At 58.9% G+C, this 13,220-nt stretch carries 13 protein-coding genes; 5 read left to right on the top strand and 8 right to left on the bottom strand.

The window, feature by feature from the left end; genetic code table 11:
* Positions 1-41: 41 nt before the first annotated feature.
* The 4 genes from RDA78_RS19005 to RDA78_RS18990 all read right to left on the bottom strand — a co-directional run bounded on the left by RDA78_RS19005 (position 42) and on the right by RDA78_RS18990 (position 2,786).
* Positions 42-527 carry a GNAT family N-acetyltransferase gene (locus RDA78_RS19005; protein ID WP_434051386.1) on the bottom strand — a complete coding sequence of 162 codons (486 nt, stop codon included), beginning with the start codon at positions 525-527 and terminating at the stop codon, positions 42-44.
* A 31-nt stretch (positions 528-558) separates the two neighbouring features.
* The gene (locus tag RDA78_RS19000; RefSeq protein ID WP_434051385.1) at positions 559-1,491 is read right to left on the bottom strand and encodes a c-type cytochrome; all 933 of its coding nucleotides are present in this window, start codon (positions 1,489-1,491) and stop codon (positions 559-561) included.
* 46 nt (positions 1,492-1,537) lie between these two features.
* Positions 1,538-1,996 carry a c-type cytochrome gene (locus tag RDA78_RS18995; protein WP_434051384.1) on the bottom strand — a complete coding sequence of 153 codons (459 nt, stop codon included), beginning with the start codon at positions 1,994-1,996 and terminating at the stop codon, positions 1,538-1,540.
* Between the two features lie 190 nt (positions 1,997-2,186).
* Positions 2,187-2,786 carry a superoxide dismutase gene (locus tag RDA78_RS18990; protein ID WP_434051383.1) on the bottom strand — a complete coding sequence of 200 codons (600 nt, stop codon included), beginning with the start codon at positions 2,784-2,786 and terminating at the stop codon, positions 2,187-2,189.
* 367 nt (positions 2,787-3,153) lie between these two features.
* On the opposite strand from RDA78_RS18990, the gene RDA78_RS18985 reads away from it, so the two are divergent.
* Entirely contained in the window at positions 3,154-4,329 is a 1,176-nt protein-coding gene (locus RDA78_RS18985; RefSeq protein WP_434051382.1) for a YbfB/YjiJ family MFS transporter, read from the top strand.
* A gap of 95 nt (positions 4,330-4,424) precedes the next feature.
* Here the strand turns inward: RDA78_RS18985 and RDA78_RS18980 are convergent, their stop codons facing one another.
* A complete protein-coding gene (locus RDA78_RS18980; RefSeq protein ID WP_434051381.1) occupies positions 4,425-5,282 on the bottom strand; it encodes a branched-chain amino acid aminotransferase in 858 nt (285 codons plus the stop codon).
* A gap of 321 nt (positions 5,283-5,603) precedes the next feature.
* On the opposite strand from RDA78_RS18980, the gene RDA78_RS18975 reads away from it, so the two are divergent.
* Both RDA78_RS18975 and RDA78_RS18970 read left to right on the top strand, forming a co-directional pair.
* On the top strand, positions 5,604-6,038 hold the full coding sequence (locus tag RDA78_RS18975; protein ID WP_434051380.1) for a VOC family protein: 435 nt from the start codon (positions 5,604-5,606) through the stop codon (positions 6,036-6,038).
* A gap of 103 nt (positions 6,039-6,141) precedes the next feature.
* Complete coding sequence (locus RDA78_RS18970) at positions 6,142-6,804, top strand: haloacid dehalogenase type II (protein ID WP_434051379.1); 663 nt, start codon at positions 6,142-6,144, stop codon at positions 6,802-6,804.
* A gap of 15 nt (positions 6,805-6,819) precedes the next feature.
* Here RDA78_RS18970 and RDA78_RS18965 read toward each other — a convergent pair whose 3' ends face one another.
* Positions 6,820-7,581: an outer membrane protein gene (locus tag RDA78_RS18965; protein ID WP_434051378.1), complete on the bottom strand. Its 762-nt coding sequence runs from the start codon at positions 7,579-7,581 to the stop codon at positions 6,820-6,822.
* Between the two features lie 177 nt (positions 7,582-7,758).
* On the opposite strand from RDA78_RS18965, the gene RDA78_RS18960 reads away from it, so the two are divergent.
* Together RDA78_RS18960 and RDA78_RS18955 are read left to right on the top strand one after the other, a co-directional pair.
* A complete protein-coding gene (locus RDA78_RS18960) occupies positions 7,759-8,337 on the top strand; it encodes a DUF2975 domain-containing protein (RefSeq protein WP_434051377.1) in 579 nt (192 codons plus the stop codon).
* Between the two features lie 32 nt (positions 8,338-8,369).
* Complete coding sequence (locus tag RDA78_RS18955; RefSeq protein ID WP_434051376.1) at positions 8,370-8,582, top strand: helix-turn-helix domain-containing protein; 213 nt, start codon at positions 8,370-8,372, stop codon at positions 8,580-8,582.
* 63 nt (positions 8,583-8,645) lie between these two features.
* On the opposite strand, the gene scpA is transcribed toward RDA78_RS18955, so the two are convergent.
* Together scpA and RDA78_RS18945 are read right to left on the bottom strand one after the other, a co-directional pair.
* Positions 8,646-10,811 (bottom strand): methylmalonyl-CoA mutase, encoded by a 2,166-nt coding sequence (gene scpA / locus RDA78_RS18950; protein ID WP_434051375.1) that lies wholly within the window; start codon positions 10,809-10,811, stop codon positions 8,646-8,648.
* Positions 10,808-12,817 carry a methylmalonyl-CoA mutase family protein gene (locus RDA78_RS18945; protein WP_434051374.1) on the bottom strand — a complete coding sequence of 670 codons (2,010 nt, stop codon included), beginning with the start codon at positions 12,815-12,817 and terminating at the stop codon, positions 10,808-10,810. Before RDA78_RS18945 ends, scpA begins: the two co-directional genes overlap by 4 nt.
* Positions 12,818-13,220 lie beyond the last annotated feature (403 nt).

Below are 13,220 nucleotides of genomic sequence, written 5' to 3'. Positions count from 1 at the left end.
AGAACTGATGTTCAAAGCAGGACAGCTAAGCTTGGACTGCGCTAAAGACGTTTGCGGAAAAAGACCGTCTCGCGGATCGGCGTTTCGTAGTAGGCCGGCACCTCTTCAAAGCCCGCGGCCCTGTAAAGCCTGATCGCGCCGGTCATGGTGGGCAGCGTGTCGAGCAGCATCTCGGTGTAACCAGCAGTAACGGCCGCCTCGATGACCCGCCCGACGAGTGCAGAACCGACTTTTTTGCCCCGGCCCTCCGGCAACACGTAGAGCCGTTTCATTTCGCAGCGTCCCCGATCGTCGAAGGCCCTCAGGCCAACGCAGCCGAGGATCGTCCCGTCCGATGCCTTTGCAACGAAAAGCGCGCCGCCGGGCGGGGCATATTTTCCCGGCATTGCGGCGAGTTCTTCTTCAAAGCCCTGGTAGGACAGATCAATGCCGAGCCAGTCGACATAGGCCCGAAAGAGGGACTTGACCGCTTCCAGTTCCTCGGCGGTTTCGACCGGAGCGACGAGATTGTGGCTGTCTGGTTCCATCCGGCTTCGTTAGTCTGATGGATCCGGCCTGTCAATTTGCATTTGGCGCGACTGCCGGGATGGCTTTCAGGTAGGCGGCAATCGCTTCGCGGTCACGTGCCGGCAGACGGGCCATGTTTTCCTGAACCTTGACCATTTCCCCGCCAACCGAATCGTATTCAGGCGTGAACCCGCTTTCCAAGTAGTATGCAATGTCGGCGGCACTCCAGCTGCCGAACTTGCCCTCCACCGGCGTGATATCGGGAATACGCCCCTCGCCGGTCGGCGCAGGAGCGCCCGCAAGCCATTGGGCCAGTTCCAGTCCGCCGGCGGCATCGCGCGGCGTATGGCACTCGCCGCAATGCCCGGGACCTTCCACGAGATACCGCCCCCTTTCCCACAGGGACATGTCGACATCATCTGCGGGAACCGGAGCGGCGATCACCGGTGAAGGATCAAGGAACAATCTCTTCCAGAGGCCAAGTCCCCGGCGGATGTTGAACGGGAAACCAAGCTCGTGCGGAGCCGCTTCGCCGTCAACCGCAGGCAGGGTTTTCATGAATGCATAAAGGTCGCCGATATACGTGTCCGTCATCCGCGCATAGGAGGTGTAGGGAAACGCAGGATAGTAATTGCGTCCGTCGGGCGACGTTCCATGGGTCATGGCGTTTGCGAAGTCGGCGAGCGACCAAGCCCCGATGCCGTCTGCCTCGCTTGTGGAGATGTTCGGCGACACGAAAACACCAAAAGGTGTTTCGAGCCTGAGCCCGCCGCCCAGTTTGAGCAAATCGTCGCCCTTGGCATCCGGTGCCGCATGGCATGACGCGCAGCCACCGGCCCAGAAGACAAGCTCTCCCGTCGCGGGATCACCGGCTTTCAGGGCGCTCGCCTGCTCTTCAGTCATCCGCGTTGGTGCGGACAAGAGCCACCCTGCCCCGGCTGCGATCACAGCCAGGACGAACAGGACAACTATTCCCTTTTTCATGGGTCTCTCCGAGGCCGATCAGACCGGCAGTGTCGGAAGGTACCGGTCAGTTTTTCTTACGGTACGTTTCGTGGCACGATTTGCAAGTACCGAAGACTGGGCCGATCGCCGCCTTGAAGGCATCAAGATCGGCAGGACCGTCCTTGCCGGACGCTTCCATCGCCTTGCCCGTCGCTGCGGAAAATTTCGCAAGTTCGGCGGCAAACCCGTCCGCGTTTTCCCAGATTGCCGGAAGCGCTCCGGTGTCCCCCTGATCAGATCCTGCCGGAAAGAAACTTCCGAACGAGACAGCAGCGGCGTTCATCGCCGCAATCGCAGCCTTGCCGGCAACAGGCGAATATTCAACCTGTCCCTTCATCATGCCGCCGCCGAGACCGGCAGCCGCGCCGACCGAGGACATGATGTCCTGCCGCGTTGTAATCGGATCGTCTGCTGCGTGAACCGAACCCGCAATTCCCAAACCGGCCACAATCGCAATAGCCGCAACTTTCCCAACAACGCGCATGATCATCTCCCTCTCGATCAGACACCGGCATCCGGTGTGCCCGCCACAAGTACAGCCCAAGACAGGGCCAAGCATGAAATCACGCTCCCGTGATGACGCCTGAAAAGTGTAACAAAGTGTGGTCGGAGCTGACAAAAACAAAAACCCCGGCCCTTGCGGACCGGGGTTTACAGAACTTTGAAGGAAGAAATTACTTCGTAGCTTCAAAGAGTTCCAGGACGTAGTCCCAGTTGACCATGCTGTCGACAAAGGCCTCCAGGTACTTCGGACGCGCATTGCGGTAGTCGATGTAGTAGGAATGCTCCCACACGTCGCAGCCGAGGATCGGCGTTGCACCGTGAACAAGCGGGTTCTCACCGTTCGGCGTTTTCATGATCTCCAGTTTGCCGTCCTTGACTGCAAGCCAGGCCCAACCGGAACCGAACTGGCCGATGCCGGCAGCGATAAAGTCTGCACGGAACTTGTCGTATCCGCCAAGGTCGCTGTCGATCGCCGCTGCGAGTGCACCCGGAAGCGATGTACCGCCGCCGTCTTTCTTCATCCACTTCCAGAAATGAATGTGGTTGTAGTGCTGGCCGGCATTGTTGAACAGCGGCGCGTTGCTGCCGTAGCTGCCTTTCACGATGTCTTCCAGGGACTTGCCCTCAAGCCCGCTGCCCGCGAGCAGCTCATTGCCCTTGGTGACATAGGCCTGATGATGCTTGTCATGGTGAAACTCGAGCGTTTCGGCGGACATGTAGGGGGCCAGTGCGTCGTAAGCATATGGCAGGTCAGGCAATTCGAAAGACATGACAAACTCCTCAGATAAGTCGGGGATCGGATGAGCGGACGCCGGGTCCGCGTGACCGTCTCGAGGCGCAAAATAGGATTCTCGACCCCGTCCGGCAAGCACGCAATGCGAAAATAAAATAATTTTTTCTTTTTTTTTCGCGGAGACCGCAGCTGCGGCTGTCATGAGCGCGAAACGCCTTTGCACATGGGTCCCTTGCTGACGTCTCCTGCGCACGACAGTGCAGTCGTCTCCCCCGCGAAACATGCATCCATTTGAGTGTTTGTAACGGGGAACGCGAGGCTGTAGCATCGCCCGTGTCAAACCACTCCAGACAAGGCACCCCGCCGCCTTTCCCGAAAACCCAATGCCGCCCGCAGAAGACCGAATGTCGAAAGACGCACCTTCCGACCTCTTGCTTGCCCTGGGAGGATTGCTCTCGCTTGCGGCGGCCATGGGCATAGGCCGCTTTGTCTATACACCTATCCTCCCCTACATGACGGACGGGTTGAACCTGCCTGCAAGCCAGGCGGGTCTGATCGCGTCCGCGAACTTCTTCGGATACCTTGCAGGCGCACTGGCAGGTGCGGCAAAGTCCCTGCCCGGCAAACCGCGACACTGGTTCCTCGGCGGGCTCGCGGTGAGCGCTATCACGAGCATCGCGATGGCCCTGACAACGGACCTGATGGCGTTTCTGCTCATCAGGTTCTTGAGCGGCACCGCCAGTGCATTCGTACTGGTCTTTTCCACGACGCTGATCCTCGAGCGGCTCAATGCCGCCGGCCGTTCGGATCTCTCGGCGCTTCATTTTGCCGGTGTCGGCTGTGGCATCGCCTTTTCCGCGGTTCTCATCGCCGCGCTTGCCCGCACTGCCCCGGATTGGCGGCTGCTCTGGATCGCGAGTGGAATCGCGACCTTCGCCTTCCTTGCCGCTGCCATCCGTCTGGTACCGGCACCATCGGCGCAGACGGCCAACCGGCCGCAGGAACAACTGGCACAAGGTGAGCCCAAATCGCTCATGACTGCCGGGCTGGTCCGGCTGGTCGGTGCCTACGGCCTGTTCGGGTTTGGATACGTGATCACGGCAACATTTGTCTCGGTGATTGCCCGCTCGGAGCCGGCGCTTCAATCGAGCGAAAAGCTTGTCTGGCTCATTGTCGGCCTGAGCGCAGCGCCGTCCATCTACGTGTGGAACCGGGTCGCCGCCCGGACGGGTGCGCGCAAAGCGTTTGCCCTTGCCTGCGTTCTGGAATCAGCCGGTGTTGCGATGACGGTCGTCAGTCAGGAACCGGCCCTTTTCCTGCTCGGTGCCATGCTGCTCGGCGGCACGTTCATGGGCATCACGGCGCTTGGACTGATGGAGGGGCGCCGTCAGGCGGAAAAACACGGGCAGACAGCCGTCCGACGCATGCTCGCGATCCTGACGGCAAGCTTCGGCGCCGGTCAGGTCGCCGGCCCCTGGTTTGCCGGCCAGTTGCACGCAATGACCGGTTCCTTCAATGCGGCTTCACTGGCTGCAGCGACCGCCTTGCTGATCGCCGCCGCCCTGGTTGTCCGGGAATAGCAAGTCTATGTTTCTAGTGCGGTTTACGAATTTGAAGTTCGCTTCGGAGTCTGCAGAAACAATGATGCGAACTTCAAATTCACCGCACTAGGGCCTTACTGATGGGAGAAATCCCAGTAAAGCTCGCGCGCTCTCGCGCCAATCGGACCGGGCTGAAGGTCGCGGGTCTCGATCCGCTTGACCGGTGTCACCTTGCTGTAATTGCCGGTTGAAAAGATCTCGTCCGCATCGAGAAACTCGTCGTAGTGCATCGTGCGTTCGAACACGTCGTGGCCGTCCGCACGCAGCAGCTGGATGATGCGCTGCCGGGTTATGCCATTGAGGAAGGTCCCGTTCGGAGAAGGCGTATGAACCTTGCCGTCCTTGGCCATGAAGATGTTGGCAGATGTCAGCTCTGCGACGTTCCCGACCATGTCGCGCACAACTGCATTGTCGAAGCCGCGGGATTTGGCTTCCAGCATTGCCCGTGCATTGTTCGGATAAAGGCAGCCGGCCTTGGCGTCTACGGGCATGCACTCCATCGTTGGCCGGCGATAGGGTGACAGGGTGATGCTCATTGCCGCGTCCTTTGGAGCCATGGGAGCATCGAACAGGCAGAGGCAGAAGCGTGTGCTGTCCGGGTCTCCGGTAATGACACCGGGCCCATCGCCCTCAACCCAGTACATCGGCTTGACGTAGATGTGCTGGCTGCTATCGAATTTGCCGCAGCCTTCCTTCGTCAGTTCGACCATCTCGCCAACCTGCATGGTCGGCTTCATGCCAAGAGCAACCGCGGAATCGTTTACCCGCTTGCAGTGAAGGTCGATGTCCGGCATCACGCCTTCGAAGAAACGCGCGCCGTCAAAGACACTTGAGCCAAGCCATGAAGCGTGCGTACGCGGACCCATGATCGGTGGATTGCCTTCGTGCCAGGTTCCGTCGATCCAGGTCCAGGTATCACTTATTCCGCTCATGGCTCTTCCCTTGTTTTGATTTGAACCGGATCTCTTTGTGCACGACACAACACCGGTCTCCCTCCAAGGTCAATAGCCTACCCGAATGAACAGAAATGTTGCTTCTTTTCTTTCGGTGTTTCCTGATTTTCTGGATCAATCCATTCGGGCCCATCAAAGAAAACGAAAATTTTTTTCCCGTCGCCTTTTGCCGGGCTCAGTGTTCTGACACAAACGGTTTGCCGAGGTGATGCCCTGTTTGGGCGCAGCGAGCAAGCAAGGGATTGACTCGGCCACAAGATTTGTTCTCTATATGTTCTTTTGCAGAAAGGGGACCTTTCAATGGAACAGCGTATTTCAATGACAACGCTTGCCGTGCCTGATGTCGCAACAGCCCGGAGGTTTTTCGAGGACGGACTGGGCTGGGAAGTCAATGCCGCCCCCTCACCCGATGTCGTGTTCTTCCAGATCATCGGCGGTGTGTTTGCGCTCTACAGCCGCGACGCGCTGGCAAGAGAAATCGGCAAGGACGTCACAAGCGAGACAAGGGGCGCAATCACGCTCGCCTGGAACGCGCGATCGGAAAAAGAAGTCGACGTAGAATTCCGGAAAGCGGTCGAGGCCGGCGCAGCGCCGGTAAAACAGCCGGAAAAGGCCTTTTGGGGCGGCTATTCCTCGTATGTGGAAGTGCCGGGCGGGCACCTCCTGGAAATCGCTTTCAATCCGTTCTGGAAAGTCGAGGAAGACGGAGCGATCACGCTGCCGCCACCGCAATAGGCAGGCGGAATTGAACTTATGTCGCACAAACAGGCGCTTGACGCATGGGCTGCTGCAAGGTTTTCTTCCGCCGTCTTGAATTCCCTTAAAAGGAACCCTTCCAATGGCGCATGCCGCTTTCGTCTTCGATGCATATGGTACCTTGTTTGACGTCCATGCAGCCGTGCGCAAGCATGCCGAAAAGCTGGGTCCCGACGCACAGAAACTGTCATCGATCTGGCGTGAAAAGCAGCTGGAATACTCCTGGGTGCGCGCGCTGATGGGCCAGTACAAGGACTTCTGGGAATTGACGCAGCAAGGTCTCGACACCGCATTTGCACTTGTACCGACGGCAGACAAATCCTTGCGCGGCGACCTTCTGAACGCCTATTGGGAGCTTGATTGCTATCCCGAAGTTCCCGAAGTCCTGACAAACCTTCGCGCAACCGGCGCGAAGGTGGCGATCCTGTCAAACGGTTCGCCCGCGATGCTCGAAGCGGCCGCAAAGGCAGCCGGGCTCACCGAACTCTTCGACGAGATTTTCTCCGTCGACGACCTGAGAACGTTCAAGACCGACCCGGCCGTCTATGAGATGGTAACGACCCAATTCCGGATCTATCCCGAGGAGGTTTCGTTCCAGTCCTCGAACAGGTGGGACATTGCCGGCGCCACTGCTTTCGGTTTCAGAACGGTCTGGATGAACCGCACCGGCATGCCCGATGAATACCCGGACCTTGCCCCGAAGGCGGTTCTTGCCGACCTGACCGGCCTCGCCGCCCTGGGATAGGTTTCGGGAACCTGCTCAAAACGAACGGGACAATCCCAGCATCAGCCGTTGATTGCCCGACTGCCGCCTGACGCGCGTGCTGCCGAAGCGCGAGGTTTCGTTCATGATGCCGGTGAGCGCGTAGTCCGCGCGAATGCGCCACTTGTCCTTGAGCGCAAGTTCCACACCCGCCCCGACGACAGGCCCCACGAAGACGGACGCCTGCCTGTCGTCACCAACCTTGAGACCGTGCTCGCTGACCGCAAGACCAGCGCTCAGGTACGGCAGGAAGTTGCCGATCGGCACGCCGGCACGCGCCTTTGCCGCAACCGTCCACTTCGCGTCCGCTGAGACTGTTCCCAGCGTGGGATGGGTCCCTTTTTCCGTGCCTCCGATGTAGGTGGCCGCCCCTTCCACGCCGAGCACGAACCGGGACACCTGCCAGTTGTAACCGGCGAACAGCCCGAACGCGGCATCTACCCGGGACAGTTCCTCAGTCCGGTCGTTGGCCTTGACCTCCGTCAGGGTATTCGAAACGCCGCCTTCCAGCCCGAGATACGGCCCGGACCAAAGCTTTTTCGCCGGTTTGGCCGTGACGAAGATCGGTGCGTGACCGGTTCCGAGATCTGCAGCGCGTGCACCTGTTACAAGCACAGCGCTCACGGCACAAAGGAGCAACGGCTTCCAGAGCCAACGCAGAAAGGATCGGCCCGCAGGCTGACCGGCAACGTCAGTCACGCAGGTGCGCAGGCCATCATGGGGCGAAGAGATTCCACAATAGGCAAAGGGACTTGGCATTCGTACACTCACTTCAGGGCTTGGGAAAAAGTCAACTGAGACTCATATATTTATTATCGTAAAACGATAATTTAAAAATTGCCGCCAATAATTTTTTTGTCAATAGCAATATTTTAAATTTGCAAATCCCGATCGATTGGCATAGACATCCTGACGGGCGGGTACCTGGAGTTTGCAATGACCAAGCTGGAAGAAGTTGAGCGCGCAAAGCGCCTGTCGCGCATCCGTCGGCTGTCGACAGCCATGAAATGGTTTGTCACCGTCGTGCTGATACTTGTTGCGGTTTTCGGTGCTCTGCTGATCGCCCTGCTTCTCTTGCCCGTCGCGCTTGAAGCGGTAACCGAAACGCTGGAACTTGCGGACCTTGAACGTCCGCTCGGAGAAATCCCGTTCGGCCAGCGATTGGGCATGGGCGTTGTGATCGGCTGCGCATTCTGCCTCTTGATGGGCATCTGCTGGAACACCAGGCAGCTGTTCGACCAGTTCCGGCAAGCCGCGTTTTTTGCGCCGGAGACACTATCGCGCATCATCAAGATCGGCAGCTGGCTGCTCGCCTACGGTGTCTTCGATATCCTGAGCGATCCGATTCTCTCTGCGCTGCTGACGTGGGACTATCCCAAGGGCGAGGGAGAGATCGAGGTAGCCCTCGACGGCGGAGAGACCTTTTTCCTCATCTTTGGCGCCCTGATGCTTGTCTTCGGCTGGATCATGCGCGAAGCGGCGACTATTGATGAAGAAAACCGACAGTTCGTATGAGAGGCTCAAACACTTGGCAGAGTGGTCCTTAAATGCCGATCATCATTGAACTTGACGTCATGCTTGCCCGCAGGAAGATGCGGTCGAAGGAGCTGGCCGAGAAGATCGGCATTACGGAACAGAACGTTTCCCTGCTGAAATCCGGCAAGGTCAAGGGTGTCCGATTCGACACCCTTGAGAAGATCTGCGAAGCGCTCGACTGCCAGCCGGGCGATATCCTGGTTTTTGAACGAAACGAGGACTGACACTCAGGTTTCCTCGGCCGTGGCTGAAAAACATCAGCACACGGCAACGGATCTGCTCAAGCCTTACTCGGCTGCCTGTGCCGGACCGTACCCGAGTTGCTCGTTGAGTTTTCCGATCAGTCCGACTGCGGCTTCCGCGATCACGGTTCCGGGAGGAAAAATCGCCGACGCGCCGGACTTGTAAAGCGCGTCATAATCCTGCGGAGGAACAACGCCGCCAACGACGATCATGATGTCTTCCCGCCCCTCCTCGGCGAGCGCAGCCTTGAGCGCGGGCACGAGCGTAAGGTGACCGGCAGCGAGCGAAGACACGCCGACGACGTGAACGTCGTTTTCGACCGCCTGACGGGCGGCTTCCTCCGGTGTCTGGAACAGGGGTCCGATATCGACGTCGAACCCAAGATCTGCGAACGCGGATGCAATCACTTTCTGACCGCGGTCGTGACCGTCCTGCCCCATCTTGGCGACAAGTATGCGCGGCCGGCGGCCATCGTTCTCCTCGAATGCCTCCACCAGTTTCTGGACCTTTTCCATGGTTCCGGACATGGCTCCTGCCTCACGTTTATAGACCCCGGCGATCGACTTGATTTCAGCCTTGTGCCGGTCGAACACCTTTTCCATCGCAAGTGAAATCTCGCCAACCGTCGCCTTTGCCCGCGCCGCCTTGACGGAGAGATCCAGGAGATTGCCTTCACCGGTACGCGCGCACAATGTCAGCGCGTCGAGGCAAGCCTGCGTTTCAGTTTCATTGCGCTCTGCGCGCAGGCGCTTCAGTTTGTCGATCTGGGCAGCGCGCACCTGGGCGTTGTCGACCTTGAGAACGTCGATCGCCTCTTCGCTGTCCGGCTTGTACTTGTTAACGCCGACCACGGTCTGCGTGCCGCTGTCTATCCGCGCCTGCGTCTTGGCCGCCGCCTCTTCGATCCTGAGCTTCGGAATGCCCTTTTCAATCGCCTTGGCCATACCGCCGAGTTCTTCCACCTCGCGAATATGCGACATGGCCTTTTCTGCAAGATCGGCGGTCAGTTTCTCAACGTAGTAGGACCCGCCCCACGGGTCGATCACCTGGGTGGTGCCGCTTTCCTGCTGCAGGAACAGCTGCGTGTTCCGGGCGATGCGCGCAGAGAAATCCGTCGGCAAGGCGAGGGCTTCGTCAAGCGCGTTCGTGTGAAGCGACTGGGTATGCCCCTGCGTCGCGGCCATCGCCTCAACACAGGTCCGGATGACGTTGTTGAAGACGTCCTGCGCGGTCAACGACCACCCGGACGTCTGGGAATGCGTCCTGAGCGAAAGGGATTTCGGATTCTTGGGCTGAAAATTCTCCTGCATGAGCGTCGCCCAGATCAGGCGGGCCGCTCTCAGCTTGGCCACTTCCATGAAGAAGTTCATGCCGATTGCCCAGAAGAACGACAGGCGCGGCGCGAACTGGTCGATATCCATGCCGGCCGCAACCCCGGCGCGTGCGTACTCGATGCCGTCGGCGATCGTGTAGGCCAGTTCCAGGTCGGCCGTCGCGCCGGCCTCCTGCATGTGATAGCCGGAAATCGAAATGGAGTTGAACCGCGGCATGTTCTGCGAGGTGAACTTGAAGATGTCGGATATGATCCGCATTGAGTGCTGGGGCGGGTAGATGTAGGTGTTCCGGACCATGAACTCCTTCAGAATGTCATTCTGGATGGTTCCCGACAGGTCCTTCTGGGCAACACCCTGTTCTTCAGCCGCAACAATATACAGCGCGAGAACCGGCAGCACGGCGCCATTCATGGTCATCGAGACGCTCATCTGGTCGAGCGGAATGCCTGAGAAGAGCGTACGCATGTCATAGATGGAATCGATGGCAACACCTGCCATGCCGACATCGCCTGAAACACGCGGATGATCGCTGTCATAACCGCGGTGCGTTGCAAGGTCGAAGGCAACAGAAAGCCCTTTCTGGCCCGCCGCCAGATTGCGCCGGTAGAACGCGTTCGAGTCCTCGGCTGTCGAAAAGCCGGCATATTGCCGAACGGTCCAGGGTCGCTGAACATACATTGTCGGGTATGGTCCGCGCAGAAACGGCGGCAATCCGGGCCATGTTTCAAGATGAGTGAGATCCTCAAGGTCCTTTGCACCGAAGACACCGGGAACGGCAATGTCTTCCGGCGTCTGCCAAACCTGCGCGCCTCCGCTCTTGGCTTCGTTCAGGCAATTGCGGAACGGCTTTTGCGAAAAATCAGGGATCCTGCTCATGATCGGACCTCACGGTCTGTTTGCTCAAGGCCCTCCGCCTCGGCCAGTTTGCTATGGGCGTCGCTGAGCAAGTCCAGAAGATTGCCCCCGGCGAACAGAAAACTGTCGACGCCTGCATTCTTCAATTCGGGTTCGCGCTCTCCCGGCCGCCCCGCCATATAGAGATGGCTGACACCAGCCGCCTTCAGCGCTCCGGCGGCTTCAATCGCCATTGTCTCGTAAACACCATCCGATGATACCAGACATGCCAGCTTTGCGCCGCTCTTTGTGTATAAGGCAACAAGATCGTCGATGGACGACACCTCACCGGCTTCAACCGTTTCGAAACCGCCCGCCGCAAAGGCATTGGAACTCCAGGTCGCACGCGCCGAGAACTGCGCGAGAGTTCCGAGCGTTGCCAGGAACACGGACGGCTGTCTTCCGGTCTCCTGCGCAATTCGGACGGCCACGTCGCGCAGGGCCTCGTAGGGTTCGGACAGGCGAGCCGTGCTCAGATCACCTTTTTGCGGAGGAGCCGCGCTGCTCAGACCGGGCGCGGCCTTGCCCTCCAGTATCGCCTGTTTCAAAGCCTCGGCCCAAAGGCCGGATCCGGCTTCAGGCAATTCTGTCATTTCAACGAAACGGCCCTCGGGCTGCACCGTGTCACCGATACTCAGGACAGAGACCGGTTTCTCCGCGACATTGGGAAATTCACTGACACCCGTAACGGGTCGCTTCCTGCGTGCAATGTCTTTGGAGCGCTCGCCCCGCGCCTTGGCAATGTTCGCCTGGACCAGGCCCTGATCGAGCGCAGCAGCCAGACCGCCCACCGCCTCGATTTCCTGGAAGAAGCTCCACGCGGTTTCGGAAAGCTGTTCGGTTCGATCCTCGATTGCACCGGCGCCGGCGGATGGATCCATGACTTTCGCCAGACTGCTTTCTTCCAGCAGAATGGCCTGCGTGTTCCGAGCAAGCCTGCGGGCAGCCGCATCGGGAAGCCCGACGGCCAGCGTATGCGGCAGAACACAGACACTGTCTGCGCCGCCGATCCCCGCGGCAAAAGCTGCAACCGTGTTGCGCAGAAGATTGACCCAGGGATCGTTGCGCGTCAGCATCCGGTATGAACTGGCCATGTGCACATGGGCGGATGTCTGTGGAAGATCAGCACCATCCAGGACGCTGGACCACAATGCCCGGATCGCACGCGCTTTGGCGATCGTGCCGAATTGATCCGCCTCAGCAGCCAGCGTCAGGGAGACAAACGCCGCCCAGCTCTCAGGCGGCAGAGCTGTTTCGCTCAAGGCCCTCATTTGAGCTGTCGCGGACGCCAGGACAAGACCGAGTTCCTGCGCCTGCGTTGCTCCGGCATCGTGCCACATTGCGCCGTCCGCGTTCATCGGCCTGAACGATCCGCCTGTCGCGCCACCTCCCGCATACATGACGGCAAGGTCGGCGCATTGGCGGAGCATCGACTCCGGTACACCGGAACCGGTCTCTCTGCCCGCACTCCACGCGGACGGGTCATTTCCGGACGAAATGCTGATATTCGAAAGATCGGTTCCAAGCGAGCCGGCATACGCAAGAAGCAGCGCCAACGCCTGTGGTGTTCCCTCGCCCGCATTCACGCGAACATCAATGAGATCAAGCTGGACGTCTTTCAAAAGAGTACCCAGACGGTTCATGTCCGCCGCCACAATCCCCGCGCCGCCAGGCTCCGCTACAGAGGAGAAGACAAGCTCCAGGCCACCCGCACCACCTTGCAGGTCTTCCAGGATCTGGACATTCGCTCCAGACGGGTCCGGAATGTCGATCCGCTGCATGATGGTCCAGCCGTCGCTGTCAGAGCGCAAGCTGCGCGCGGGACTGTCGGTGCGGCGCTCATAGATCGGGGCGATCTCCAGACCGTCCTCGGTTGTTCCGAAAAGCTTTTGCCTCGGCACACCCTTCAGGGCCTTGTCAACCGAATCCCACCAGCTTTCCTCGCTGGCGGAAGTGAAGTATTCGGGTCCGGTAAAGCTGAGCGGCATGGCTATGGTCTCCCTCGCGCAACGTTTTAGTCCTCACGCAGGAAGCTTGGCAACTCAGCACAAAGGGTAAGCAAACGGTTTTGCCGACTGGAATACACCAATGAAGTCACCCGAAAAAGCCGAACAAGTGTGACTATGGCCGAATTATGTTGAGCGCTCTACAAACCATGTCAAAAAACGTCCAAGCGCTTACCTAAAGGTAATTTTGAAGGCATTTGCGCATACATTAGGCACTTATCACCGGTTAAATGCCAAATTTCTGGCGTAATTAGTCAATTCTCCGAATTTTCCCTATTGGTACGATCGTCAATTGTATTGTAGCGTGAAGACGCTGACGCATGGGAATTAATACCGCCTCACAAAACGCGCAGCGTCAGGTGTCGTCTCTTTCACATGGATCTGA

The organism is Roseibium sp., assembly GCF_051016195.1.
Classification (GTDB): Bacteria; Pseudomonadota; Alphaproteobacteria; order Rhizobiales; family Stappiaceae; genus Roseibium.
Note: the sequence above shows the minus strand (reverse complement) of the source record. Positions and strands in the feature narration are given on the sequence as shown.